The sequence below is a fragment of the Tsukamurella pseudospumae genome, assembly GCF_001575195.1.
Taxonomy (GTDB): domain Bacteria; phylum Actinomycetota; class Actinomycetes; order Mycobacteriales; family Mycobacteriaceae; genus Tsukamurella; species Tsukamurella pseudospumae.
Genome location: NZ_LSRF01000058.1, coordinates 1,307,341 through 1,333,169, shown reverse-complemented (window position 1 = coordinate 1,333,169; position 25,829 = coordinate 1,307,341). Strand labels below are relative to the sequence as shown.

Genomic DNA, 25,829 nt, shown 5'->3' with positions numbered 1-25,829 from the left:
AAAAGCTTTCCACCAAACCCCATGCAGGGAAAGGTCATATCCGGTATTAGACCCAGTTTCCCAGGCTTATCCCGAAGTACAGGGCAGGTCACCCACGTGTTACTCACCCGTTCGCCACTCGTGTACCCCGAAGGGCCTTACCGTTCGACTTGCATGTGTTAAGCACGCCGCCAGCGTTCGTCCTGAGCCAGGATCAAACTCTCCATAAAAAACACTAGAAACACAAGGTTTCAGCATAATCCAGGAAATCCTGAACAAAACGAAACCACTGACAAAAATCAATGATTCCAGAAATACATCTCGCAAAGAAATAAACGAGAAAAGCCACAACACAAACAACCAAAAATTTGATTGTCCATGCGTGCCAAAAAATTTTGGCACTGACAATTTCATCGACACACTGTTGAGTTCTCAAAGAACACGCCAAACGCGGCCGCCCACACCACACAAACCGAAGCCCGTGCCTATCGTGTGAACCGCACCTTCGCAGGCAGTCCATGTTACTCTCTCCAAACCACCCAGTCAAAAACCCTGGCCGGCCCGCTCGGAGCAACCGTTCAAGCTTAGCAGATCGGATTTCCGTGTGCAACTCGCTCTCGCGAGCCACCCTCGGAAGCACTTCGAACCGCTCAGTCCCACGCCAGAGCCCTCTCGACCGCGCTGGGCGCTCGAAAGTGGCTTGCTTTCGTGGGGCTGGCTGCTCGGAGCAACCGTTCTAGCCTAGCAGGTCGGAATTTCGTTCGCAACTCGCTCTCGCGGGCCGCGTTTCGGCATTCCGAACCGCTCACCACATGGAGGAACCACACGATCTCGCACAGCGAGTTCGAGGAGAAGGTTTCTCTTCCGTGGCGGTCAGCGCGATGATCCTTGCGAATCTTCCCGGTTTCCGAACTTCCGGCGGCACGTCGAGATCCAGATTCATTGGACTGCTGTGGGCCTTGCCGGGCGGCGCCTGGGCGCTGCTGACTCGATATAAGTTACACACGTCGAACTCCGAACACAAATCGGCAGGTGGTCCCACCGATCCGCGGTCAGGAAACGCGTTCGATCCGCCCGCCGAGCGCCGTCACGTTGCCGACGAAGTTCGGGTAGCCGCGGTCGATGTGGAAGACGTCGTGCACTTCGGTCACCCCGTCGGCGCAGAGGCCGGCCAGGACCAGGCCCACGCCGGCGCGGATGTCGGTCGACCACACCGGCGCACTCGAGAGCTGCTCCACTCCCCGGATCACCGCGTGATGCCCGTCCGTCCGGGCATCCGCACCCAGGCGCACCATCTCCTCGACGAATCGGAACCGCGCCTCGAAGACGTTCTCCGTGATCATCGACGTGCCGTCCGCGACGCAGGCCATCCCGATGGCCATCGGCTGCAGATCCGTCGGGAACCCCGGGAAGGGCAGGGTCGCCACGTTCACGGCGTGCGGACGCTCCGGCGACGCGATCCGGAACCCGTCCGCGCGTTCGGTCACCGTCGCCCCCGCGTCCTGCAGCTTCTGCAGAACGACTCCGAGCGTGTCCGGCGCGATGCCGTTGACGGTGATATCCCCCCGCGTCATCACCGCGGCGAAGCCCCACGTGGCCGCGACGATGCGGTCACCGATCACCCGGTGCTCCGTGGGATGCAGCTTCTCCACCCCACGCACCATCAGCGTGTCGGTCCCGATCCCCTCGATGTCGGCACCCATCTGCACCAGCATCGAGCACAGATCGACGATCTCCGGCTCCCGCGCCACGTTGCTGATCACGGTCAGCCCCGTCGCCAGGACCGCGGCCATGAGGATGTTCTCCGTCGCGCCCACCGACGGGAACTCGAGCGTGATCTCCGCCCCGGTCAGTGAATCCGCCTGCGCGACGACACAGCCGTGCTCGATCGAGCTGGTCGCGCCGAGCGCGCGCAGCCCGGACTGGTGCATGTCCAGCGGGCGCGAGCCGATCGCGTCACCCCCCGGAAGAGCCACCACGGCCCGGTGCTCGCGCGCCATCAACGGGCCGAGCACGCAGACGGAGGCACGGAACTGCTTGACCGCGTCGAAGTCCGCACGGTGGTTCAGCACCGCGGGCGTCGTGATGCGCGCCGTGTCCCCCTCGAGCTCCACCTCGGCGCCGAGCCCCCGGAGCACGTCCGCCATCAGCGGCACGTCCAGGATCTCGGGACAGTTCGTCAGCACCGAGGTGCCCTCGGCGAGCAACGTGGCCGCCATCAACTTCAGGACGCTGTTCTTCGCGCCACCCACGGTGACCTCGCCCGTCAGTCGGGCTCCACCGCGCACCAGAAACTTCTCACCCACACGGGTCAGCCTATGGCACGGCGCCACACCCTGTGACAGCCTGTGACCATGGCTGTCCACCTCACCCGCATCTACACCCGCACCGGCGACGACGGGACCACCGGACTGGGCGACTTCTCCCGCGTCCCCAAGTCCGACTCGCGCCTGCGCGCCTACGCCGACTGCGACGAGGCCAATGCCGCACTGGGGGTGGCGGTCACCGTCGGGAATGCCGAACCCGGCCTGCGCGACGTGCTGGTGCGGATCCAGAACGAGCTCTTCGACGTGGGCGCCGATCTGTCGAACCCGATCGTCGACGATCCCCAGTACCCGCCCCTACGCGTGACCGGTGATTACATCGAGCGGCTCGAGGCCTGGTGCGACGAGTACAACGCCGACCTGCCCAAGCTCGACTCGTTCATCCTCCCGGGCGGCACTCCCCTGGCCGCCTACCTGCACGTCGCGCGCACCGTCGTCCGGCGGGCCGAGCGTGCGGCGTGGGATGCGGTCGCCGAACACGGCGACTCCGTGTCGGTGCTGCCGGCGAAGTACCTCAACCGGCTCTCGGATCTGCTGTTCATCCTGTCCCGGGTCGCGAACCCGGGCGGGGACGTGCTGTGGGTGCCCGGAGGCGAACGCTAGCGCTGACGGCGCGGGCTGGGCCTGGACTCGAGCCAGGACTGGAACGCCGTCAGGCCGTCGCGGGCGAAGGCGAGCTCGGTCTCCCCGTCGGGTGTGACCGCGTGCACGATCACCATGTCGGGATCGATCACATCGAGCTCCGTGCCGTGCGGTGCCCGACGTCCGACGATCTCCGTCTCGCTACGCGGCAGCGTCCAGCTGGGACCGAGCCGCACACTGGAGAGCCGGTAGTACCGCAGTTCGTGATCGTCGTACCGGAGCGTCCCGTGCCGCCAGCCGTGCTCGTCCTGGGCGGGCAGGTACCGCAGGATGATCGGGACACCCGCCACGCGCAGGCTGTACAGGCGCAGGACGACGACCGCGCCGACGAGGACCAGCACGAGGACCACGACCGTCACGCCGAACACCACGGCGGCCATCGCGATCCTCCCTCACTCCGTCTCGGGTACGAATAGCAGAAAGCCGGCGGCCCGTTTCACCGGGCCACCGGCTTTCACGCTGCTACTTCCAGCCTACTTGTTCGCGAGGAACTCGATCGCGCGCAGTTGCCCCTGCGCGACCGCCTGCTCGTCCGAGCCGTCCGCGGCACTCTCGAGTGCGCGCCGGACATCGGTCTCGACCAGCGACGAGGCCCACTCGGCCCCGTCCGCCAGTACCGTCACCTTCTCGCCGGTCACCGACAGGAACCCACCGCGGATCGCCGCGGAGAGTCGCTCGCCGCTCACCGTGTCGATGGCGACGGCGCCACCGGAGATGAGCTGGCCGAACAGCGGCTCGTGGTGCGCCAGGACACCCAGCTCACCCTCCGTGGTCTGGGCGATGACGAAGGTCGCCTCGCCCGACCACAGCCGCTCCTCGACGGAGACGACCTCTACCTGAAACGCCGTGTCAGCCACAGAGAACTACTTTCCGGCGATCTTCTTCGCGGCCGCCTCGACGTCGTCGAGACCACCGCAGGAGTTGAACGCCTGCTCGGGCAGGTGATCGAACTCGCCCTTGCACACGCGGTCGAAGGCCTCGATGGTGTCAGCCAGCGGCACGACGGAGCCCTTCTCACCCGTGAACTTCTCGGCGACGATGAAGTTCTGGCCGAGGAACTTCTGGAGACGGCGAGCGCGCTGCACCGTGACCTTGTCCTCTTCCGAGAGCTCGTCCATACCGAGGATGGCGATGATGTCCTGCAGCTCCTGGTACTTCTGCAGGATGCGCTTGACCTCGTTGGCGACGCGGAAGTGCTCGTCGCCGACGATCGAGGCCTCGAGGATGCGCGAGGTCGAGGTCAGCGGATCCACGGCGGGGTAGATACCCAGCTGCGAGATCGGGCGCGAGAGCTCGGTGGTCGCATCGAGGTGCGCGAACGTGGTGGCCGGCGCCGGGTCGGTGTAGTCGTCGGCGGGCACGTAGATGGCCTGCAGCGAGGTGATCGACCGGCCCTTGGTCGACGTGATGCGCTCCTGGAGCTCGCCCATCTCGTCGGCCAGGGTGGGCTGGTAACCCACGGCGGAGGGCATACGACCCAGCAGGGTCGAGACCTCGGAGCCCGCCTGCGTGAAGCGGAAGATGTTGTCGATGAACAGCAGCACGTCCTGGTGCTGGACATCGCGGAAGTACTCGGCCATCGTCAGGGCCGAGAGGGCGACGCGCATACGCGTGCCCGGCGGCTCGTCCATCTGGCCGAAGACCAAGGCGGTGTCCTGCAGAACGCCCATCTCCTCCATCTCGAGGTGGAGGTCGGTGCCCTCACGGGTACGCTCGCCGACGCCCGCGAACACCGAGGTGCCCGAGAACTCGCGCGCGATACGGGTGATCATCTCCTGGATGAGGACGGTCTTGCCGACGCCGGCACCACCGAACAGACCGATCTTGCCGCCCTTGACGTACGGGGTCAGCAGGTCGATGACCTTGACGCCGGTCTCCAGGATCTCGGTCTTACCCTCGAGCTGGTCGAAGGCCGGGGGCTTGCGGTGGATGCCCCACTGCTCGCCGTCGCGGCCGAGTCCGGGGGTGTCCAGGCAATCGCCGAGGGCGTTGAAGACGTGGCCCTTGACGACATCGCCGACGGGGACGCGGATCGGGAAGCCCGAGTCGGTCACGTCGGTGCCGCGGACGAGGCCGTCGGTGGGCTGCATCGAGATGGCGCGCACCAGGTTGTCACCCAGGTGCTGCGCGACCTCGAGGGTCAGCGTCTTGGCCACGGACGGGAGGGTGATCTCCGCCTTCAGCGCGTTGAACAGGTCGGGAACGGCGCCGCGCGGGAACTCGATGTCGACGACCGGGCCGATGACCCGCGTCACGCGACCAGTGGCCGCAGCGGTGCCCGCCGAGGCGGGCTGCGTTGCTGTAGTCATGTGTCTGCTTTCCGGTTTCTAGTTCGCGAGGGCGCCGGCGCCACCGACGATTTCGCTGATTTCCTGGGTGATCTGCGCCTGACGGAGCTGATTCGCCTCGCGGGAGAGCGAGACGGTCAGATCGTTGGCGTTGTCGGTGGCCGCCTTCATGGCCGTACGACGGGCCGCGTTCTCCGACGCAGCCGAGTCGAGCAGCGCCGCGAAGACGCGGGTGGCGACGTACTTGGGGAGCAGGGCCGACAGCAGCGTGTCCGCACCCGGCTCGAAGGTGAAGTTGCGGTCCGGGGCGTCCGACGATGCCTCGTCCGACTCCTCCACCACGAGCGGCGCCATGCGACGCACCTCGGGGTTCTGGGCCAGCATCGACACGAAGCGGGTGTACACGATGTGCAGCTCGTCGACGCCGTGCGTCTCGACACCGTCGATCGTCACGTACTCCTGCGAGCCCGCCTCGAACAGCTTCACCAGCGTCTCGGTCGCAGCGGCGGCGTCCGAGTGATGCGGCAGCTGCGAGAAGCCGGTCCAGGCCCCCGCAACGTCCTGGCCGCGGAACCGGAAGTAGTCCAGCCCCTTCTGGCCCATCACGTAGAGCACCGGCTCCTTGCCCTCGTCCTTGAGCAGCTGGAGCAGCTCACGCGTCTCCCGCAGCACGTTGGAGTTGTAGCCACCGCACATGCCGCGGTCCGAGGACACGACGAGCACGGCCGCGCGCTTCGGGTTCTCCCGCTCGGTGAGGAGCGGGTGATCCAGCGAGCCGGTCTTGCTGGCCAGCTCCGAGAGCACCGAGGTCATCTCCTCGGCGTAGGGCTTGGCCGCGGCGACCCGCGCCTGCGCCTTGGTGATCCGCGAGGTCGCGATCAGTTCCTGCGCTTTGGTGATCTTCTTGGTCGAGTTGACCGACCGGATCCGCGAGCGCAGCTCTCGGATACTAGCCATTGCGCTTGACCTTGATCGTCTCCTGCTCCACGTCCTCGGCGGGCAGCGCGCCGGCCTCGGCCTCGTTGACGACCCGCGAGCCGTCGGAGGCCAGGAAGCTCTCCTTGAAGCGGTTGGTCTCCGCGACGAGCGCTGCGGCCTGGTCCTTCTCGAGGACCTTGCCGCCCGCGATCGACTCGTAGACACCGGCCGCCGCGTGGTGCAGGTGGCTCAGCAGCTCACCGTCGAACCGGCGTACGTCCTCGACGGGCACCGAGTCGTAGTGGCCCTCGCCGCAGAGGTAGATCGAGACGATCTCGTCCTCGACCGACGACGGGCTGTACTGGTCCTGCTTGAGCAGCTCGACCCAGCGGGCGCCGCGCGCCAGCTGCGCCTTCGAGGCGTCGTCGAGGTCCGAAGCGAAGGCCGAGAAGGCCTCCAGCTCGCGGAACTGGGCGAGCTCCAGACGCAGCGAGCCCGAGACCTTCTTGAGGCCCTTGGTCTGCGCGGCGCCACCGACGCGGGACACCGAGGTGCCGACGTTGATCGCGGGACGAACACCCTTGTTGAACAGGTCGGACTCGAGGAAGACCTGGCCGTCGGTGATCGAGATGACGTTGGTCGGAATGAACGCCGAGACGTCGTTCGCCTTGGTCTCGATGATCGGCAGGGCCGTCATCGAGCCGCCGCCGAGGGCGTCGGACAGCTTCGCCGAGCGCTCCAGCAGACGGGAGTGGAGGTAGAAGACGTCGCCGGGGTACGCCTCGCGGCCCGGCGGGCGGCGCAGCAGCAGCGAGATCGCGCGGTAGGCCTCGGCCTGCTTCGACAGGTCGTCGAACACGATGAGGACGTGCTTGCCCTGGTACATCCAGTGCTGGCCGATGGCCGAGCCCGTGTAGGGGGCGAGCCACTTGAAGCCGGCCGAGTCGGACGCGGGGGCCGCGACGATGGTGGTGTACTCCATGGCGCCGGCCTCGTCGAGCGCGGCCTTCACACCGGCGATTGTCGAGCCCTTCTGGCCGATGGCGACGTAGATGCAGCGGACCTGCTTCGTCGGATCGCCCGTCTCCCAGTTGGACTTCTGGTTGAGGATGGTGTCGATGCAGACCGCGGTCTTGCCGGTCTTGCGGTCGCCGATGACCAGCTGGCGCTGGCCGCGGCCGATGGCGGTCATGGCGTCGATGGCCTTGATGCCGGTGGCGAGGGACTCCTCGACCGGCTGGCGCTCGAGCACCGACGCGGCCTGCAGCTCGAGGACGCGCTGCTCCTCGGCCTCGATGTCGCCCAGGCCGTCGATCGGCTGGCCGAGCGGGTTCACGACGCGGCCGAGGAACTTGTCGCCGACGGGCACGGACAGCACGTCGCCGGTGCGGCGGACCTGCTGGCCCTCCTCGAGCTCCTCGTAGTTACCGAGGATGACGGCGCCGATCTCGTCCTCGTCGAGGTTCAGTGCCACGCCGAGCACCCCACCGGGGAACTCGAGCAGCTCGTTCGCCATCGCGCCGGGCAGGCCCGTGACGTGGGCGATGCCGTCGGCGGTATCGGAGACGGTGCCGATCTCCTCGCGGGAGGCGTCGGCCTCGAACGTCGAGACGTACTGTTCGATCGCGCCCTTGACGTCGTCGGTTGAGATCGTCAACTCAGCCATGAGTACTCGTTTCCCTCTGTGTGGTTCCGGGTGGAAGTTTGTGTGTGATTAGCGGGGCAGCTGGTCTGCGGCCCGGTCGAGGCGGGAGGCGATGTCACCGTCGATGACCTCGTTGCCGACGGTGATGCGCAGTCCGCCCAGGAGCTCGGGCGCGACCTCGGTCTGCACCGTGATCTTGCGCTGGTAGATACGGGCCAGCAGGTCCGCGGCGCGGGTCTGCTGCGCGTCCGTCAGGGCGACGGCCGACTCGACGATCGCGACCGACTCGCCGCGGCGGGCGGCGGCCAGATCCGCGATCGAGGCGACGCCCGCGTCGACGCGACCGCTGCGGATGAGGCGCACCGTCTGGCGGAGCAGGGCCGCGGTGAACTCGTTCACCTTGCCCCCGAAGACCTTGTCCAGCAGCGCGACTCGGCCGGCGGCCGGAACACGCGTGTCGGAGAGCATCGCGGTGAGCTTCGGCTCCGCTTCGAGGATGCGACCGGCACGGAACAGTTCGTCCTCGGTCTCGTCGAGCTTGCCGGCGCGCTCGGCGCCGAGCAGGATCGCGACGCGGGCCTGCCGCTCGACCGCGGTGGCGAAGTCCGCCGGAGCCGACCACTTGCTCGCCGCCGCGTCCTGGACGAACGCCACGGCGTCGTCGGAGATCTTGCCGCCGAACAGGTTCGCGACCAGGCTGCGCTTGCTCTCCGGCGCGTCCGAGGACTCGGCGAGGTGCTTGCGCAGCGTGGGCTGCTCGGTGATGACGCCCACGACGTTCGCGAGGTCCTCGGCCGTACGGGCCAGGGCCGCGTCGTCGACCGACGCGGTGCGCTGGTCGAATCCGGCGGAGAGGGCCCGGATCGAGTCCCGGCTCGAGGCGCGCATGGAGCGCGATCCGATCCGGTCGACCTCGGTGATCCGAGCATCGTCGGCGCCCTGCGACATCTGCTCGAGCTCGTCGAGCGAGCGGTCGACGGACGCGCTCTGGTTGGCCGGGTCGGCCAGGTGACCGCGCACCAGCTTCGCCGCGGCGTCGACCGCCTCGGCGCCCAGCCTCGCACGGAGGCCGCGGATCAGGTTGCTGCGGTTGAGCGCCGTCTGCCCCGCGCCGTGCTCGCCGATGCGCACGACCTCGCGCTCGGTCTGCGAACGCAGCTCGTCGCGGATCGAATCCGCGTCGCCACGGGCCTCGTCGCGGATGCGGCTCCCCTCGCGGGCCGCGTCCTCACGCGCCCGCTCCCCCGCCGCGCCGGCCTCGGCGAGCTTCGTGCGCGCGGCCGCGGAGGCCTCGAGCTCGAGGCGCACCGTCTCCTGACGCTGCTGCATCGCCTTGCGGACGACGGGGACGACCCACTTCCACAGGATGAACAGGACCAGGAGGAAGCCGACGAACTGTCCGATAAAGATTTCCATTTAGTTCTTCACCACCGAGTCGCGGTTGATCTGGTCGAGTTCAGCCTTCAGCTTCGGGTCCTGCGTCACGTCGAAGCCCAGCACGCGGCTGGCGAGTGTCGCCGACAGCGGCGCGAGATCGCCTCGCGCCGCTGCGGCCGAGGCTTCGCCTTCGCCGCGCAGCTGCTCGGTCTCCTGCCGAGTGAGAGCCTCCGCGTCGGCGGTCGCTCGCTGCTTCTGCTCCTCCATCGCGGCGCGACCGGTCGCCCGGGCGTCGTCGCGAATGGAACCGGCCTCGGCACGTGCGGTGCGGACACCGTCGTTGTACTCCGACTCGGCGTCGGAGAACCCCTTGGCGGCGCCCCGCTGGTCCTTGACCGTCTGATCGATCATGGACTCGCGCTCGTCCAGCACCTTGGTGATGGACGGGACGACGAAGAACCAGATGATCCCGAGCACCACCAAGAAGATGATGAGCTCGACGAAGAAGGTGCCGTTGGGGACGAGGAAGTTACTCTGCTTTTCAGCCTCAGCGAGCTGCATGACGTCAGTTCCCGTTTCTAGCGAGGGCGGTCAGGGTTTAGGACGCGCCCGGGGTCGCGAACACGAACAGAGCCATGAACGCGAGGTTGATGAAGTACGCGGCCTCGACCAGGCCGACGGTGATGAAGAACGGGGTGAAGAGGCGACCCTGCGCCTCGGGCTGGCGGGCGATGCCCGCGATCAGCTGAGCGCCGGCCAGGCCGTCGCCGACACCGGCGCCGATGGCGCCGCCACCCATGATCAGGCCGCCGCCGATGAGCGCACCCTGAACGATCTGCGGATCTGCTGCCATTGTTACTTTCCCTTTCGTTTCTGGTAGTACGCCTACCAGGGTCTGTGGTCGCGTCGGCCGGGCCGGCCGGGCGAGGTTTCTAGTGCTCTTCCGTCTCCATGGCCTGCGAGAAGTACAGGATGGTCAGGAGCGAGAAGATGAAGGCCTGGATCAGACCGACGAACAGGTCGAAGGACTTCCAGATCGCGTTCGGCAGCCACAGGATGTACGCCGGGAAGAGCGCGATGAGCGCCACCATGACGGTGCCCGCGAACAGGTTGCCGAAGAGACGGAGGGTGAGCGAGACCGGCTTCGCGATCTCCTCGATGATGTTGATCGGGGCGAGGCCGATGGCGTGACCCTTCACCAGTGCGACCGGGTGGCCGATGATGCCGCGCTTCTTGACGCCGGCGGCATGGATCCAGACGAAGACCACGGCCACGAGCGCGAGCACGAAGTTGATGTCCGAGGCCGCGGGGGCGAAGAGCTCACCCGACCCCTCCCCCTTGCCGTACTGCACCGGCAGCACCGCGAGCCAGTTGGCGACGAGGATGTAGACGAACAGCGTGACCGCCAGCGGCAGCACGAAGGGCGCGACGCGCATGCCGATCGACGACTCGATCTGCTGGCGCATCTGGATCGTGATCGTCTCCCAGAACAGCTGCACGCCCGACGGCACACCGGTCGAGGTGACCTTGGCCTTGAGCACGAACGCGAGAGCGATCACGACGAGTGCGGCGAGGACCGTGGACAGAATGGTGTCCGTGTTGAAGGTCATCCCGAGCCACTCGGCCTGGCGGTGATGTCCGGGCGAGATGGCGCCCTCGGCGAGGAGATTCGTGCTCATGACTGCTGACGTAGTCCTTTCAGAACAGGGATCACGGTGTTGAGGACGAGCACGATCTGTCCGACCGCGAGTCCGAAGATCATGCCCAGGCCACCGATGGACTGGAAGAAGTAGGCCGTCGCGAGCGCGATCACGGAGACCACGGCGAGCCGGACCACCGAGTTCACGGCGACGGGGGCCTTGCGCGGCTCGTCCTCAGCGGTCGCGTTGGCGACCTTGATGACGACCAGCTTGGCGTTGAGCAGGGCCAGCAGCCCGCCGAGGAAGAACCACGCGGCGAACCAGACCTGGCCGAAGGACGCGGCGATGCCGGCCACGACGACGGAGATGCCCGCGAGGATCACGAACGGGTTGGTGAACGTCACGACGCCGCGCGCGGCGGCACCATCGACCTCAGGGGCTGGCGTCGTCAAGGCCCCTCCTCAGGGTCGGGGTCGCACTGCGATGGGTTCGCGGCGACCGGGCGGCGTCTGCCGAATCCGTAGCGTGGGTCACATCACGGATTCTTTGTGATTAGCTGAGACTCTACCAAGAAGTAGGGGCGCTCCCCACATCGGGGCTCCGCCTGTATCCCGCCTATCAACTACACACGATAGTACAACAGGACGGGCGTTATGCGTTACCGGGTTCGATTGTTCGACGACGCATGTGACCTCGCGCTTTCGGAGTAGCGCTCCCGCAGGCGCGGCAGGATCCGCGGCACGACGGTGAACACGAGCGCGCACAGCAGGCCCGCTCCGAACAGCGGAGCGATCAGTGCCGGCCGCAGCATCGTCGAGGCCGCGGCACTCAGGCCCAGCACACCGACCCACAGGTAGATGACCACGACCACGCGGCGCTGACTGTGACCGAGGCCCAGCAGCCGGTGGTGCAGATGCATCTTGTCGGCCGTGAAGGGATGGACCCCGGCACGGGTCCGCCGGACCACCGCGAGCAGCAGGTCGAGCATCGGTACGAACATCACGGCGACGGCGAGCAGCAGCGGGAGCAGCAACGCGAAGATGTCCGTGCTGCCGTAGGCGTTCTGCGAGATCCGGCCCGAGGCGGACGTGGACGCCGCGGCCAGCGTCAGGCCGAGCAGCATCGACCCCGAATCCCCCATGAAGATGCGTGCCGGCTGGAAGTTGTGCGGCAGGAAGCCGACGCAGGCGCCGAACAACGCCGCGGAGATGAGTGCGGGAGGGTACGACGGCGCATCGCCGCCCGAGTCGAACATCAGCCCCACGGAGAAGATGAGGATGGCCAGCGCCGCGAGCGCCGCGACACCGGCGAGGAGGCCGTCGAGCCCGTCGATGAAGTTCATGGCGTTGACGGTCGCCACCGCGACCACCACGGTCAGGAGCCCGGCCTGCAGTTGGTCGAGGACCACCGTCGTATTGATCCCCGGGACGTAGACGACGTTCCAGGCCACCCCCAGCACCACCAGGAGCGCCGCGGCGAAGATCTGGCCCACGAGCTTGGTCAGTGCGTCGACGCCCCATCTGTCGTCGATGATCCCGACCACCACGATCACCGCTCCGGCGACGAGCACCGCGACCGCATCCTTGGAGTAGGCGAAGCCTCTTGTCAGAGCCGGCAGCTGGGCCGCCAGGAAGATCCCGGCGACCATCCCCGTGTAGATGCCGACGCCGCCGAGCCGGGGAGTGGGAACGACGTGCACGTCGCGCGCGCGGGGCACGGCGACGGCGCCGAACCGGGTGGCCACGACCCTGACCAGGGACGTGGCGAAGAATGTGACAACCGCAGCTGTCAGTCCCACTACCAGCAATTCTCGCATCGGTACCCCGGCAGACCCGGCCCCGATGACCGCCCCGCCCGACGCCTCGATGTGCACGCGTGCGAATCTACTCGCACCCCCGTCGCGCGCCGATCCCCCCGGCTCGGCGTTGCGATTTCATCTCAGCGGAACACGTTCTGACCTGAGACGATGGACGATCACCGCCGATCCATCGAAATGTTACTGACGAGTCGCTCACCCTGCGGTCGCGAAGCACGCCAATGACGCACATCACCCGTCGGGCCGTTATAGTGTCCTCGGTCATACACCTGAGAACGCAGTATGTGGGTCACAGCGTGGCCACAGTCGAGAGGAGACGTTCGCGGTGACGGAATCCGTTGTGCAGGGCGCAGGAAGCGCTAAGCGGCCAACCTATTGGTCGATCATCAGCAAGAACTTCTCCAGTACCGTGGTGGACTCGTTCCGCACCATCGGCCGGAACGTCCGGATGCTGATCATGACCCTGGTGGCGATGGTCACCGACACCGTCCGCGGGAAGCTCCAGTGGAAGGAGACGCTGAATCAGGTCTGGTACATGATCGGCGTCACTACCTTCCCTGGCATCCTGATCGCCATCCCGTTCGGCATCGTCATCGCGATCCAGGTCGGCAACATCATCGCGCAGCTCGGTGCCGATTCCCTCCAAGGCGCGGCCGGCGGCATCGCGGTGATCTCCCAGGGCGCCCCGATCGCGACCGGCCTGCTGCTCGCCGGCGCCGGTGCATCCGCCATCGCCGCCGATCTTGGCGCCCGCACCATCCGCGAGGAGACGGACGCGATGCGAGTGATGGGAATCAACCCCATCAACCGCCTGGTGGTGCCCCGCATGCTGGCCGCGTGGATCGTCGCGCCCTTGCTGAGCATTCTCGTGATCACCGTCGGCACCGTGGCCGGCTACCTCGTGGCCGTCGGCGCACAGGGTGTGACGCCCGGTGCGTACTGGCTGTCCTTCGGGTCCTTCGCGCACCCCGTCGACGTGTGGATCTCCATCTTCAAGTCGTTCATCTTCGGCACGGTCATCGCGTTGGTCGGCTGCCAGCGAGGCCTTGAGGCCCGCGGCGGTTCCCGTGGTGTCGCCGACGCCGTGAACGCGACCGTCGTCCTCTCGTTCGTCGTCATCTTCGCTCTGAACCTGCTGATCACGCAGATCGCGACGATGTTCTTCCCCATGCAGGTTGGCTAGGAGAGACATGGCAACCGTTTACCGCCCGCGGGGCACACGCTGGTTCTTCAACCTGTTCGGAACCTCCGGCTCCGCATGGAGTGTCTTCGACACAATCGGCCATGTGATGTCGTTCATCGCCGAGGTCATCCGGACGATTCCCCACGCGATCAAGCACTACCGCTCCCAGATCATGTTCATCCTCACCGACATCACCTGGGGCCGTGGCGCTCTCGTGGTCGGCGGCGGTACCGCCCCGGTTCTCGCGGTGCTCGGTATCACGGTCGGCGGCATCGTCGCCGTGCAGGGATTCGCGATCCTCAACATGCTGGGTATGGGTCCGCTCACAGCCGTCATCGCGAGTTTCGCCAACACCCGCGAGTTCGCCCCGATGCTCGCGGGCGTCGGCTTCGCAGCGCAGGCCGGCTGCCGTATGACGGCCGAGATCGGCGCCATGCGCATCAACGAGGAGATCGACGCGCTCGAGTCCCTCGGCCTGCGCTCCGTCTCCTTCGTCGTGACGACGCGTGTGATCGCCGGGCTCATCGCCGTGGTCCCGGTGTACCTCATCACACTGATCCTGTCCTGGGCGTCCTGCGCGTGGGTAGTCAAGTCCGTCTACGGCATGCCGTCCGGCACGTACGACCACTACTTCAATCAATTCGTCAGTGCCTCTGACATCACGTTCTCCGTGATCAAGGTGGCGGTCTTCCTCACCGCGGTCATCATCATCCACTGCTACCAGGGCTTCTTCGCCTCCGGTGGCCCTGAGGGTGTGGGCACCGCCTCGGGGCGTGCCATCCGCGCCAGTCTCGTGGCTGTCGTCGCGCTGAATCTCATCATGACGATCGTGCTGTGGGGCATCACCGCTCCCGTCTACTTCAAGGGGTAAGAAATGGGAGTCGTCTCCGTACCCGGTATGTCGATCGATCGATCGGTGCTTCGGCGCCGAGGATTGATCGTCGTGGCGGTAATCCTCGTGCTGGTCCTCGTCGGGTGGCTGATCAAATCGCTTCTGCCGAAGGACGAGTTCTCGTTCACTCTTCGATCGGCGGCGGTTGCCGCCGGCGTCAAAGACGGCGCGCCGGTTCGAATCCAGGGTGTCCAGGTGGGCCATGTCACCGGCGTGTCTGCGCTGGGTAACGGCCAGCAGGGCGTCACGGTCACGCTGACCAAGGCCGAGGCCGCATCCCTGACCAACAACCTGGAGGCCGCATACTCGGCCGGCAACCTGTTCGGTATCACCGAGGTCATCCTGACCCCGCACGACGGGGGCGGAGCGCTGCGTGAAGGCGCGCAGATCACGCCGACCAAGGCGATCACCGACAACACCGTGTCCAACATGATTGCCACGATCGGTGACGTCAACCGGGACGCATTGCGACCGCACATGAGTCAGATCCTGCTCAACTTCGACGCCTCGTCGAAGGCCATGCTGCCGCTGTTCACCGCACTCGGCAGCGTCGCCCAGGCGGTCCAGGACACCCAGAAGCTGTCTACCGCGCAGACCTTCCCGACCATCACGCAGTCGATCCAGAACGCCGATAGTGCGGTCACCGCGGTGATCCCGGCGATCAAGTCGCTGTACGACTACGGGAACGTGCACGACAAGGGCTGGGTCAACCGCGGCAATGCAACGATGAATGCGATCACCGACGAGAAGAACAGCCTCACGGCGGCCCTGCAGAAGATCCTGTCGCCTCAGGCGCTCGGCGGACTCAAGACCGCGACGCCGATGCTGGTGAACCTCATGCAGCCGATCCTGACGTCCTTCCCCAACGGGAGCGCCACCGGCGTCGGCATCCAGCTCGGCCAGCTCATGGACAACGTGCGCAAGGCCATGCCGAACACCCCGAACGGCCCTGTGCTGAACCTGCGTTTGTCGGTCGACTACCCCGCCATCGGCGCGATGCTGCCGCCCGCACCGACCTTCCAGTACATCCCGCCGAAACCGGGCGACAAGCCGGCCACGCCGAGCGGAGCACCGTCGTCCGCGAAGCCGGCTCCGTCGAGCACCCCGACCCCGAAGCCAGGGAGCTAGTCACGATGAAAGCAATGTCCAGGACCATTGTGAAGATCGCGGTGTTCGCCGTGATCATGATCTTGATGCTGGTAATGGTGATGCAGGCGCTCACGCGCCCGCCCGGGGGCAACCTGGAGACGTATCACGCCAAGTTCAAGGACGTCTCAGGACTCAAGGTCGGCGACGACGTCCGCATGCTCGGCGTACAGGTCGGCAAAGTTACGGACATCGAGGTCGCGCAGTCGTCCGATCACCGCATCTCGAACGCGGCTGTCTCGTTCACCCTGCAGGACAATCGCAAGGTGCGCGTGGATGACACGCTCGCGATCAGGTACCAGAACCTCACGGGCTCGCGCTTTCTCGAGGTGCAACAGAACCCGAAGAGCACGGGATCGAATGTCAAGCCGGGCGCGACCATCGACGAGAAGCACACCCAGGCGTCGTTCGACATCACCACCGTGTTCGTCGGCCTGAAGCCGGTGCTGTCGACACTGAACGCCGATGACATCAACCACTTGACCCAGTCGGTGCTCGGCGTCATCCAGGGCAACGGACAGGGTCTCGGTCCGCTGCTGGGGTCGCTCGACAAGCTGATGGCGGTCTCCAACGATCGGCAGAAGGTACTCACTCAGCTGATCACGAACCTGGGATCCGTGTCTCAGTCCATCGGCGGTGCTTCCCCCGGGTTGACCAAGGTGTTGCAGCAGCTCGACCTGTTCGCCCGAACCCTGGCGAGCAACGTGGATTCGCTGCGCGACTGGTCGGACAACACGTCGGGAGTCGTGAGCCGCGTCAATGCGCTGCTTGCAGCATTGGGATTGACGCAGAACGAGAACCCGCCGCTCGACGCGATCGTCGCCAACGCGATGCCGATCGCAGAGCAACTGGTCAACGCACTTGCGACGCTCCCCGGCATCGTCCAGCTCCTCAATGAGGGCACCAAGCCGCAAGCAAACGGTGCAGTTTCCCTTACTTGTTCGAACGGCCAGGCCAAGCTGCCCGGCATGATGAACCTGTTCGTCGCAGGCCAGAAGGTGACGGTATGCAATCAAAAGTGAGTTTGTTCAACCGTCCGATGCCGACGGCGGCCCAGGACCGTCGCTATCAGTTGAACTGGGGCATCGTGGGCGCCTTGATCGGCGTGATCGTCCTGACGATCTGCGGTTACCTGTTCATCTTCCAACCGGGCACCAAGGAGTACTCGGCCGACTTCACAGAAGCGCAGGCAGTGCGGACGGGCGTAGACGTCCGCGTCGCCGGCATCAGCGTCGGATCGGTGTCCGACGTCAAACTGCTCGACGACCGCGTGCGGGTGAAGTTCCGCGTCGACAACGACATCTTCCTCGGCGATGCGACCACGGTCTCGATGAAGATGCTCACGACGGTCGGCGGCTACTACATGGCGCTGACCCCGATGGGCACCACGGATCTCGGTGATAAGCCGATCCCGCCGGAGCGCGTGAACATGCCGTACAGCCTCCTCGAGACCTTCCAGCAGGCGACACCGAAGATCGACAAGATCACGTCGACCCCCATTCGGCAATCGATGAGCCAACTCAACGATGCACTTGAGAGTCAGCCCGAGTCGATCCGGAACACGGTCGGTACCTTCAACCGGATGTTCGACAACATTCTGCGCCAGCAGGATCAGGCCGGCGACTTCGTGAAGGTGATGGGCGAGTACTCGACGACTGTCAATAAGAACGGTGACCTCCTGCTCTCGCTGATGCGGAACATGGCGACGTTCTTCTCGGCGGCCGAAGTGAACCTGTCCGGCTTCAAGACCTACCTCTCCGGGCTCACCGAGCTCACTTCCCGCCTAGAACCGGTGCTGAACGTGTACCTCAATAACATCGATCCGCTGGCCAGCCGGTTCGACGCCCTGGTCGCCAAGGCCAAAGACGTCGTCAAGCAGATCGAGCCGGCGATCGCCAACGCCAAGGAAATGCTTGCCGGGCTGCAGAAGACGATCGCGCCGGACGGCACGATCCAGCTCAACCAGTCCGAGAAGACCTTCCTCGCCACCAATGTCTGCATTCCGTCTCCGGGGGTGACCTGCTGATGCGTAAGTTCCTCGCTTCGCGCGGCGCCATGTCCGCGTTCGTGGTCCTCGTGGCCGTGGCGCTGGTCTTGGGCGGCGTCGCCTTCAAGGGCCTGACCGAGAAGACAACGGCGTACTGCGCCGAGCTCGACAACGCCGTGGGCCTGTACAACGGTAGCAAGGTCGCCCAGTTCGGCTATCCGGTCGGTGAGATCACCAAGATCACTCCGAACGGTGCTACGACCCGGATCGACTTCGATCTTCCGTCCGACCGCAAGTTGCCCACCAATGTGGGTCTCGTTGCGATCGCGGATTCGCTGGTCGCCCAGCGTCGCCTCGAGCTCCTTGAGACCTACAAGGGCGGCCCCACCTGGCAGCCGAGCAAGTGCATCACCAACACCAAGACCCCGCTGTCGATCACGGAGTCACTGCAGGCGGTGTCCAAGGTCGTGGACGACCTGACGACCGCGGGGGGCGACGACGAGTTCCGCAGGGCGATGGCGTCCATCCCCGCGCTGAACAAGGCCACTGCGGGCACCGGCCCGCAGATCTCGGAGCTGACCAACAAGCTCGGAGAGCTCATGCGCAACCCCGGCCCCGGCATGGGTGACGTCGCGGCCATCCTCGACGCGTTCGCGCCGGCTTCGGACGGCCTGGTGCAGAACTGGGGCGAGATGCGGGACTTCCTGACCAAGTACGCCTTCCGCATCAAGAACGTCGGCGAGCCGCTGATGGACGTCGGAATCAACGCCTTCCCGAAGCTGGTCCCGCTGGTTCAGGTGCTGGCCAAGGTGCTCGACAAGTACGGTGCCTTCATCGCTCCCCTGCTCGAGGTGACGGTGCCCGCGACGACCCTGCTCGCGGCGACCTCCAAGCAGTTCGGTGACCTGCTCAACATCCTGCCACCGCTGATCCACGCCTTCCAGGTCAGCGTCGACAAGAAGACCCTTGCCACCAAGATCACGTACCGGCCGCCGTCAGCGCTGGTGCCGTCCAACAACCCCGCCCAGACCTGCAACAACCTGAACCGGTTCGCACCGGGCCAGTGCAAGGTCGCCGACGCGGGCCACGTCAACGTGGAGCTCATCTCCACGGTCCTGCGCGCGACGGGAGCGGCCTACTGATGCGCAAGCCATTCACCACACGATCAATGAAGATGGGCGTTGCGATCGCGGCGACCGTCACGCTCGCGGGGTGCTCGACATCCCTGATCAACCCCTCGGCGATCCCCGCACCGGGGCAGCCGGGCGGCGGCTCGGGTTACATCGTGCATCTCGACTTCACGAACGTGCTGAACCTCCCGGACCGCGCGCGGGTCGTCTTCGACGGCGTCGTGTCCGGCCGGCTCGACAAAGTCACGCTCGAGGACAACAAGGCCGTCGTCGACATCAAGATCCTCGACGGCGTCAAGGTTCCCAACACGGTGACCGCGACCCTGCAGCAGGACACGATCCTCGGTGACACCTACGTGGCCCTCAAGACCTCGCCCGGCAAGCCCGGCACGCCGCTCAAGGGTGGCGATACGCTACCCACCACCCAGACCAAGCCGCCGACGCAGATCGAGGACATCCTCAGCGACCTGGCGAACTTCCTGGGCAGCGGAAGCCTGATGCAACTCCAGGACACGTTCAGCCGGATCAACAACAACCTCCCGGCCGACCCGCAGAAGCTGTCCGGCCTCGTGAAGACGGTCTCGCAGACAGTCGTCGACCTCGGCAAGCAGAGCGACAACGTCAGCCAGGCGATCACGTCGGTCGGCAATCTGGTGAACACCGTCAACTCGAACGACGATGTCCTGGTGGCCCTGTTGAAGCCCCAGGATGATTGGCTCCCGGATGCCCTCAACCTGACGACCGGTGCGATCAAGGTGCTCAGCCGCCTGTCGGACACGCTGTCGCCGCTTGTCTTCACCGCGCCGCTGCTCGACTCGGCGACTGCGGTGGTGGCGACCGTAATCAAGCCGCTGATGTTCCCCGGCTGGCCCAATATGAACGGGCGCCAGGCCAACCTGGCGAACCTCGAGGATCTGCTCAAAAACAAGATCCTGCCGTTCCTGAGCAGCGGCGCCAAGGTCAATGTCAAGGAGCTGGGCACCAACGGGAACGTGCCCACCGCCGAGGCCGCCCGGCAGGCGGTCAACAACCTCCGGATGGTGGGAGCAGTTCCGTGAAAAAGAGCACCTTCTTCAGCCTCCTGACCTTCGCAGTGGTCATGGTGCTGGGTACCGCATATCTCGCCTTCTCCGTGGTGCAGTGGCGTCCCCTGACGGACTACCGCTCGGTCACGATGAAGCTCGATGACGCCAACCAATTGCTGCCCGGCTCCTCCGTGCTGGTGCGCGGCGTCAAGATCGGCGACATCGAGTCCATCGGCCGCGCCGACGGCAAGGTCGTGGTGAAGTTCCGGTATGACAGCAAGTACAAGATCCCCGCGGACACCAAGCTTCGGATCGAGCAGCTGTCGGCCGTCGGTGAGCCCTACGTGGACTTCCGGCCGGACACTCTGTCGGGTCCGTACCTTGCCGATGGGTCGACGATCGACATCGCCAAGGTCAAGCAGCCGCTATCGCTACCGGAGACGTTCAAGTTGATCTCCCAGCTGACCACGAGCATCAACTCGACCGATCTCGGCGGCATCACCGAGACGCTCTCCGATGCGACCAGCAACACGCAGGCATCGCTGCCGAACCTGTCTCAGGCAGGCGACCTCCTGGCGGCCACGATCACGTCGCGGATGCCGAACCTCCGCCGGATGTTCGAGAACACCCAGAACTACCAATCCGACATGAGCTGGCTCCCCGGCGCGATCGACGAGTTCGGCCCGTCGACTCGGACCTTCGTCATGAAGGACATTGGTGTGCTCAAGGCACTCGACACCCTCATGAAGGGCATCGACGGCCCGAACATGCTGGCCCAGACGGTGAATCCGAACCTGTTCAAGATCGCTCCGAACACCAGCAAGCTGCTCGCGAACCTGGGCCCGATCACGGAACCGCTGGTTCCGGTGGTGCAGGCCCTGACCGACGTCCTGCCGCAGATCGACATGGCCGCGCTACTCTCGCAGGCGTTGAACACTGTCGGTTCAGACGGTGCAGCGAACCTCACGGTGGTCATCCCGCCGCGGAAGTAGCGACCGGCCCGACCGCCCGCAATGGCCGCCCCGGCGGCCGAGACGAACCACGACACGATTGGCAACGCGACAAGTGACTGATTCCAACCCGGACGACAAGAACCTCGGCGACGAGGCCGCGACGACCGAGGAGATCGTGCAGGACGCCGCTGCGGAGGCCGTGGACGCGGCCACCACAGCGGAGGACGAGGCCGACGCGCCCACCGAGAAGGTCTCCACCGCCAAGAAGGCGGACGTCGTCGGCTCGGCTGTCAAGAAGCGCCCCGCTTCCCCGGTGGATGAGGACGACGACGAGGCGGAAACCGTCCCGGTGCGCCGGAGCCGTCCCGCTCCTCGCGCCGCCGCGGCACGGCAGGGCGCAGGCCTCGCCGCCGGTGCGACGGTCATGACTGTGGTGGCCACCGTCGTGGTGATCGCGCTGCTCGCCGGCACGATCGTGTTCGGCCTGCTCTGGAACAGCAAGCGCGGCGAGCTCAACGACCTCAAGACCGCCGCGGCGGACAGGGCGCAGGCCGAGAAGGTGGCCTCGGACTACGCCGCGGGCGCGTCGACCTTCGACTTCCACGATCTCGGACCCTGGCGCACCGCCCTCACCAAGGGCGTCTCCCCGGAGCTCAAGACCAAGCTCGAGGCCACCGTCGGTGCGATGAACCAGCTGTTGCAGCCGCTGCAGTGGGTGTCCAAGGGCACCGTCCTGGACGCGGTGGTCAACTCGGAGTCCGGACCGGTCTACAAGGTCAGCGCGTACGTCAAGGTCGAGGCCACCAACGTCCAGGCGGCGAGCGGCCGAGAGGTGATCACCGTCTACAACGTGACGCTGGACAAGAGCAAGGACTGGCAGGTCACCGATGTGGGCGGCGTGGGCGGTGGTGTGCCCGCCAGTGCCGCGGCCGAGTCGGCGGACCCCACTCCGGGAACCCCGACCACGCCCGGTGCGGCACCCGCGGCGACGCCGGCACCCGGCAACTGACGGACCGACGTTCCCCGGCGAAGCGCCGAGGCCCCTCCCGGGCCTCGGCGCTTTGTCGTTGCCGGAAGGCGTCGTCGGTGAGCATGTGCGACTATCTGATCGTGAACCAGCCACAGCCCCCGCCGCCAGGCTTCGTCCCCGCCGGGTACGGGAACCCCACTCCCCCACCGCGCCGCTCCGCCGGGCTCGTCGTCGGGCTGGTGGTCGCCTCGGTCCTGGCCGTCGCGCTCCTCGTGTCGACGGTGACCTTCGCCGTCCTCTGGTCGGGTGCGAACGGCCGCGCGGACGAGGCCGAGCAGAAGCAGCACGCCGCCACCGCCCAGCGCGATGCCCTCAAGCAGACCGCCTCCGACACGGCCCGCGCGGAGAAGGTCGCCGCCGACTACGCGGCCGGTGCCTCCACCTTCGACTACCGCGACCTGGCTCCCTGGCGCACCGCACTCGTCAAGGGCGTCTCACCCGAGCTCAAGACCAAGCTCGAGGCCACGGCGGCCGCGATGAACGACCTCCTCAAGCCGTTGCAGTGGGTGTCCAGGGGCACCGTGCAGGACTCGGTGGTGAACTCGCAGTCCGGCTCGGTCTACAAGGTCAACTCGTACGTGAAGGTCTCCTCCACGAACTCTCAGGCCACGGCGGGCCGGGAGATCATCACGGTCTACACCATCACGCTCGACAGTGCGAAGGACTGGCAGATCACCGACGTCGGCGGGGTCGCGCCCGGAAAGTAGCTCAGCCCAGGGATTCGACGGTGACGCCGAGGACCTCGGCGATCCGGGCCTTCGTGACCGCGCCCTCGCGCAGGACCCGCGGCTGCGGGCCGGACAGGTCGACGATGCTGGACGCGACGGCGTGCTCGGACGGGCCGCCGTCGAGGTAGACCTCGACCGAGTCGCCGAGCTGGTCCCGCGCCTCGTTCATGGTGGCCGCGGGCGGCCTGCCGGAGACGTTCGCGCTGGACACGGCCATCGGCCCGACCTCGCGGAGGAGTTCGATCGCGACGGGGTGCAGCGGCATCCGCAGCATGACGGTGCCGCGGGTGTCGCCGAGGTCCCAGGCGAGGCTGGGCGCCTGTTCGACGACGAGCGAGACGGCTCCGGGCCAGAACGCGCGGGTCAGCTCGCGCGCCTGGTCGCTGACGCGGCTCACGAGCCCGTCGATGGTGTTCCAGGAGCCGACGAGCACGCCGATGGGCATGTCGGGCCCCCGGTGCTTCGCGGCGAGCACATCGGCCACGGCGCGGCTGTCGAAGGCGTCGCAGCCGATGCCGTAGAGGGTGTCCGTCGGCATGACGACGAGGCGGCCCCCCTTCAGCGCGGCGCGGGCCGCGCTGATGCCCGCGGCGCGGGAGTCGGGATCGGTGCAGTCGTACGCGATGCTCACGCGTCCATCCTGCCAGTGACGTAGCGCGGCCTCCCCGCGAGGTCCCGGTGCTCCGCGACGTCGGAGAAGCCCGCCCGGCGCAGCAGCTCCGCGGTCCCGGCGCCGTTGGTGTCGTCGTGCTCGATCCCGACCTCTCCCCCGCCCGCCAGCAGACGGGCGGCGAGCGGTGCGAGATCGCGGATGAGGTCGAGGCCGTCGGGACCGGAGAACAGCGCGAGAGCGGGGTCGGCCGCGGCCTCCACGTCGAGCGGCGCGTCGTCGGGAACGTAGGGCGGGTTGCTCACGACCAGATTCACGGTGCCGAGTAGCTCGGTCAGGCGCGCCGGAAGTCCCGGGTCGCGGACGTCGGCGGCGAGCACCGTCGCCCCCGTTCCCGCGGCGTTGCGCCGGAGGTAGGCCAGGGCAGCGGGGTCGCGTTCGACGAGCACGACGCGGGAGTCGGGCACCGTCGCCGCGAGGTACAGCCCCAGGGCGCCGGAGCCGGCGCAGAGGTCGACGATGCCGGCTCCGCGGCCCGCCTGCCGGGCGGCCCGGACGGCGAGCAGCTCGGTCTCGGGGCGCGGGACGAAGACTCCGGGCCCCACGGCCAGCGTGAGCGGACCGAAGTACGCGCGGCCCAGGATGTGCTGGAGCGGCTCGCGCGCCGCCCTGCGGGCGATGAGGGCCTCGTACGCGGCCTCCTGCGCGGCGGTCGCGTCGTCGGCGACCGGGATGCGGCCCCGGTCGATGCCAAGGGCCTCGGCGAGCAGGATCTCCGCGTCGACCCGGGCGGACGGTACGCCGGCCTCCGCGAGGCGAGCCGTCGCGACCGCGGCGAGTCGGGTGGGCCTGCTCACGGGGGACCTACTCGGCCTCGAGGCGGGCCTGCCGGTCGGCGACCTGCAGGGCGTCGAGCAGCCCGTCGAGTTCGCCGTCGAGGACCTGGTCGAGGTTGTGCGACTTGTAGCCGATGCGGTGGTCCGCGATCCGGTTCTCCGGGAAGTTGTAGGTCCGGATCCGCTCGGACCGGTCGACGGTGCGGATCTGTGCGGCCCGGGAGTCGGACGCGGCGGCCTCGGCCTCCTCCTCCTTGAGGGCCTGCAGGCGCGCGGCGAGCACCTGCATGGCGCGGGCCTTGTTCTGCAGCTGCGAGCGCTCGTTCTGGCAGGTCACGACGATGTTCGTGGGGAGGTGGGTGATGCGCACGGCCGAGTCGGTGGTGTTGACGCCCTGGCCGCCCTTGCCGGAGGACCGGTAGACGTCGATGCGCAGGTCGCCCTCGTCGATCTGCACCTCCTCGACCTCGTCGGGCTCGGGGTAGACGAGCACCCCGGCGGCCGAGGTGTGGATGCGGCCCTGGCTCTCGGTCGCCGGGACGCGCTGCACGCGGTGCACGCCGCCCTCGAACTTCATCCGGGCCCAGACGCCGTCGATCGAGCCGTCGGCGCCGGGGCCGCGGGACTTGATCGCGAAGGTGGCGTCCTTGAAGCCGCCGAGGTCGGAGTAGGTGGCGCCGAGGGTCTCGACCTTCCAGCCGCGCCGCTCCGCGTAGCGCAGGTACATGCGGGCCAGGTCGCCGGCGAACAGGGCCGACTCCTCGCCGCCCTCACCGGACTTGACCTCGAGCACCACGTCGTCGGAGTCGTGCGGGTCGCGCGGGGCCAGCAGGTCGGTGAGCTGCTGCTCGAGGACGTCGATCTGCTCGGTCAGCGCGGTGACCTCGTCGGCGAAGGACGCGTCGTCGGCGGCCAGCTCCTGGGCCGCGACACGGTCCTCCCGGGCCGCCTCCAGCTTGCGGTGGGCGGCCATGATCGGCGCGAGTTCCGCGAACCGCTTGCCCACCCTGCGCGCCGCCCCGGCGTCGTTGTGCAGCGCCGGGTCGGACATCTGCTGCTCGAGACCGGAGTACTCGGCGAGGATGTCGTCGATGGCGGAGGGGGACGAGGCGCTCATGAGGGGACTTTCCGTGAGGGGTGAACGGGCCGTGAAACGCGCCGACGCCCGGCCTGCTGGGCAGGACGGGCGTCGGTGGGGCGACTACTCGGAGGCCGCAGCCTCGGTGGCCTTGCCCGCGCGCTTGCCGTAGCGCTTCTCGAACCGGGCGACGCGGCCGCCGGTGTCGAGGATCTTCTGCTTGCCCGTGTAGAACGGGTGGCACTGCGAGCAGACCTCGACGTTGATCCGGCCGTCGGCCTTGGTGCTGTGCGTCTCGAACGTGTTGCCGCAACCGCAGACGACGGTGGTGGCCACGTACTCGGGGTGAATACCCTGCTTCATGTTTGCCGTTCCTTCTCAGTTCAGTGGTCGCCGGGTCGACCCTGGCTGCGCCAGGACCGTGAACCGGAACCCATACCGACGTTCCAGTATGCCAGAACGCCCTGGCCGTCGAGAAATTCCCGGACGGATCCGGGGACGGTACGCGGCCGACGCCCGCGAGGCGCGACCCGTCGGTCCCCTCTTTGGTGGTTGACTGGCGCGCCGCAAGTCGCCCGGTGTTAGCTTCCAGCAGGAATCCA

General features: G+C 66.9%; 27 protein-coding genes and 1 rRNA gene. 11 read left to right on the top strand and 17 right to left on the bottom strand.

Features of this window, described 5'->3' with window-relative positions; genetic code table 11:
- Together AXK60_RS25090 and murA are read right to left on the bottom strand one after the other, a co-directional pair.
- Positions 1–209: ribosomal RNA gene (locus AXK60_RS25090) — 16S ribosomal RNA — on the bottom strand; the annotation flags it as partial.
- Positions 210–1,031: 822 nt separating this feature from the next.
- Complete coding sequence (murA, locus tag AXK60_RS25085; protein WP_068575221.1) at positions 1,032–2,285, bottom strand: UDP-N-acetylglucosamine 1-carboxyvinyltransferase; 1,254 nt, start codon at positions 2,283–2,285, stop codon at positions 1,032–1,034.
- Between the two features lie 48 nt (positions 2,286–2,333).
- Here murA and AXK60_RS25080 point away from each other — a divergent pair, with 48 nt between their 5' ends.
- Entirely contained in the window at positions 2,334–2,906 is a 573-nt protein-coding gene (locus AXK60_RS25080) for a cob(I)yrinic acid a,c-diamide adenosyltransferase (RefSeq protein ID WP_068575220.1), read from the top strand.
- Here the strand turns inward: AXK60_RS25080 and AXK60_RS25075 are convergent.
- The 11 genes from AXK60_RS25075 to AXK60_RS25025 all read right to left on the bottom strand — a co-directional run bounded on the left by AXK60_RS25075 (position 2,903) and on the right by AXK60_RS25025 (position 12,629).
- Complete coding sequence (locus AXK60_RS25075; protein WP_068575219.1) at positions 2,903–3,325, bottom strand: DUF2550 domain-containing protein; 423 nt, start codon at positions 3,323–3,325, stop codon at positions 2,903–2,905. The two genes, AXK60_RS25080 and AXK60_RS25075, sit on opposite strands and share 4 nt — an antisense overlap.
- A 93-nt stretch (positions 3,326–3,418) precedes the next feature.
- Positions 3,419–3,802 carry a F0F1 ATP synthase subunit epsilon gene (locus AXK60_RS25070; protein ID WP_068575218.1) on the bottom strand — a complete coding sequence of 128 codons (384 nt, stop codon included), beginning with the start codon at positions 3,800–3,802 and terminating at the stop codon, positions 3,419–3,421.
- 6 nt (positions 3,803–3,808) lie between these two features.
- Positions 3,809–5,254, bottom strand: coding sequence for a F0F1 ATP synthase subunit beta (atpD, locus tag AXK60_RS25065; protein ID WP_068575217.1), 1,446 nt, complete (start codon positions 5,252–5,254; stop codon positions 3,809–3,811).
- Positions 5,255–5,272: 18 nt separating this feature from the next.
- The gene (locus tag AXK60_RS25060) at positions 5,273–6,190 is read right to left on the bottom strand and encodes a F0F1 ATP synthase subunit gamma (RefSeq protein ID WP_068575216.1); all 918 of its coding nucleotides are present in this window, start codon (positions 6,188–6,190) and stop codon (positions 5,273–5,275) included.
- Positions 6,183–7,817 (bottom strand): F0F1 ATP synthase subunit alpha, encoded by a 1,635-nt coding sequence (gene atpA, locus AXK60_RS25055; RefSeq protein WP_068575215.1) that lies wholly within the window; start codon positions 7,815–7,817, stop codon positions 6,183–6,185. Before atpA ends, AXK60_RS25060 begins: the two co-directional genes overlap by 8 nt.
- 48 nt (positions 7,818–7,865) lie before the next feature.
- Positions 7,866–9,212, bottom strand: a complete 1,347-nt coding sequence (locus AXK60_RS25050; RefSeq protein WP_068575214.1) for a F0F1 ATP synthase subunit B/delta — start codon at positions 9,210–9,212, stop codon at positions 7,866–7,868.
- Positions 9,213–9,734 (bottom strand): F0F1 ATP synthase subunit B, encoded by a 522-nt coding sequence (locus tag AXK60_RS25045; RefSeq protein WP_068575213.1) that lies wholly within the window; start codon positions 9,732–9,734, stop codon positions 9,213–9,215. It lies immediately after the preceding gene.
- A gap of 37 nt (positions 9,735–9,771) precedes the next feature.
- Positions 9,772–10,026, bottom strand: a complete 255-nt coding sequence (locus AXK60_RS25040) for a F0F1 ATP synthase subunit C (RefSeq protein WP_068575212.1) — start codon at positions 10,024–10,026, stop codon at positions 9,772–9,774.
- 79 nt (positions 10,027–10,105) lie between these two features.
- Entirely contained in the window at positions 10,106–10,852 is a 747-nt protein-coding gene (atpB, locus tag AXK60_RS25035) for a F0F1 ATP synthase subunit A (protein WP_068575211.1), read from the bottom strand.
- Positions 10,849–11,265 carry an ATP synthase subunit I gene (locus AXK60_RS25030; protein ID WP_068575210.1) on the bottom strand — a complete coding sequence of 139 codons (417 nt, stop codon included), beginning with the start codon at positions 11,263–11,265 and terminating at the stop codon, positions 10,849–10,851. The genes atpB and AXK60_RS25030 overlap by 4 nt, the downstream gene beginning before the upstream one ends.
- Before the next feature lie 206 nt (positions 11,266–11,471).
- Positions 11,472–12,629, bottom strand: coding sequence for a glycosyltransferase family 4 protein (locus AXK60_RS25025; RefSeq protein WP_082778275.1), 1,158 nt, complete (start codon positions 12,627–12,629; stop codon positions 11,472–11,474).
- 325 nt (positions 12,630–12,954) lie between these two features.
- Between AXK60_RS25025 and AXK60_RS25020 the strand changes: the two genes are divergently transcribed.
- The 10 genes from AXK60_RS25020 to AXK60_RS24975 all read left to right on the top strand — a co-directional run bounded on the left by AXK60_RS25020 (position 12,955) and on the right by AXK60_RS24975 (position 22,682).
- Positions 12,955–13,812, top strand: coding sequence for an MlaE family ABC transporter permease (locus AXK60_RS25020; RefSeq protein ID WP_068575208.1), 858 nt, complete (start codon positions 12,955–12,957; stop codon positions 13,810–13,812).
- 7 nt (positions 13,813–13,819) lie between these two features.
- Positions 13,820–14,683 carry an ABC transporter permease gene (locus AXK60_RS25015; RefSeq protein ID WP_068575207.1) on the top strand — a complete coding sequence of 288 codons (864 nt, stop codon included), beginning with the start codon at positions 13,820–13,822 and terminating at the stop codon, positions 14,681–14,683.
- A gap of 72 nt (positions 14,684–14,755) precedes the next feature.
- Entirely contained in the window at positions 14,756–15,832 is a 1,077-nt protein-coding gene (locus AXK60_RS25010; RefSeq protein ID WP_231855631.1) for an MlaD family protein, read from the top strand.
- A 14-nt stretch (positions 15,833–15,846) separates the two neighbouring features.
- Positions 15,847–16,872, top strand: a complete 1,026-nt coding sequence (locus AXK60_RS25005) for an MCE family protein (RefSeq protein ID WP_175400103.1) — start codon at positions 15,847–15,849, stop codon at positions 16,870–16,872.
- A complete protein-coding gene (locus tag AXK60_RS25000; protein ID WP_082778242.1) occupies positions 16,857–17,876 on the top strand; it encodes an MlaD family protein in 1,020 nt (339 codons plus the stop codon). Before AXK60_RS25005 ends, AXK60_RS25000 begins: the two co-directional genes overlap by 16 nt.
- The gene (locus AXK60_RS24995) at positions 17,876–18,979 is read left to right on the top strand and encodes an MlaD family protein (RefSeq protein ID WP_068575203.1); all 1,104 of its coding nucleotides are present in this window, start codon (positions 17,876–17,878) and stop codon (positions 18,977–18,979) included. The genes AXK60_RS25000 and AXK60_RS24995 overlap by 1 nt, the downstream gene beginning before the upstream one ends.
- A 32-nt stretch (positions 18,980–19,011) precedes the next feature.
- The gene (locus tag AXK60_RS24990; protein ID WP_175400102.1) at positions 19,012–20,025 is read left to right on the top strand and encodes an MlaD family protein; all 1,014 of its coding nucleotides are present in this window, start codon (positions 19,012–19,014) and stop codon (positions 20,023–20,025) included.
- Positions 20,022–20,984 carry an MlaD family protein gene (locus tag AXK60_RS24985; protein WP_068575201.1) on the top strand — a complete coding sequence of 321 codons (963 nt, stop codon included), beginning with the start codon at positions 20,022–20,024 and terminating at the stop codon, positions 20,982–20,984. The genes AXK60_RS24990 and AXK60_RS24985 overlap by 4 nt, the downstream gene beginning before the upstream one ends.
- Before the next feature lie 73 nt (positions 20,985–21,057).
- A complete protein-coding gene (locus tag AXK60_RS24980) occupies positions 21,058–21,954 on the top strand; it encodes a hypothetical protein (protein WP_068575200.1) in 897 nt (298 codons plus the stop codon).
- Between the two features lie 101 nt (positions 21,955–22,055).
- Positions 22,056–22,682, top strand: coding sequence for a hypothetical protein (locus AXK60_RS24975; RefSeq protein WP_139058127.1), 627 nt, complete (start codon positions 22,056–22,058; stop codon positions 22,680–22,682).
- A gap of 1 nt (position 22,683) precedes the next feature.
- On the opposite strand, the gene AXK60_RS24970 is transcribed toward AXK60_RS24975, so the two are convergent.
- The 4 genes from AXK60_RS24970 to rpmE all read right to left on the bottom strand — a co-directional run bounded on the left by AXK60_RS24970 (position 22,684) and on the right by rpmE (position 25,590).
- Positions 22,684–23,334, bottom strand: coding sequence for an L-threonylcarbamoyladenylate synthase (locus tag AXK60_RS24970; RefSeq protein WP_068575198.1), 651 nt, complete (start codon positions 23,332–23,334; stop codon positions 22,684–22,686).
- Positions 23,331–24,170 carry a peptide chain release factor N(5)-glutamine methyltransferase gene (gene prmC, locus AXK60_RS24965; RefSeq protein ID WP_068575197.1) on the bottom strand — a complete coding sequence of 280 codons (840 nt, stop codon included), beginning with the start codon at positions 24,168–24,170 and terminating at the stop codon, positions 23,331–23,333. Before prmC ends, AXK60_RS24970 begins: the two co-directional genes overlap by 4 nt.
- Positions 24,171–24,177: 7 nt before the next feature.
- The gene (gene prfA / locus AXK60_RS24960; RefSeq protein ID WP_068575196.1) at positions 24,178–25,266 is read right to left on the bottom strand and encodes a peptide chain release factor 1; all 1,089 of its coding nucleotides are present in this window, start codon (positions 25,264–25,266) and stop codon (positions 24,178–24,180) included.
- A gap of 84 nt (positions 25,267–25,350) precedes the next feature.
- Entirely contained in the window at positions 25,351–25,590 is a 240-nt protein-coding gene (gene rpmE, locus AXK60_RS24955; RefSeq protein WP_068575195.1) for a 50S ribosomal protein L31, read from the bottom strand.
- Positions 25,591–25,829 lie beyond the last annotated feature (239 nt).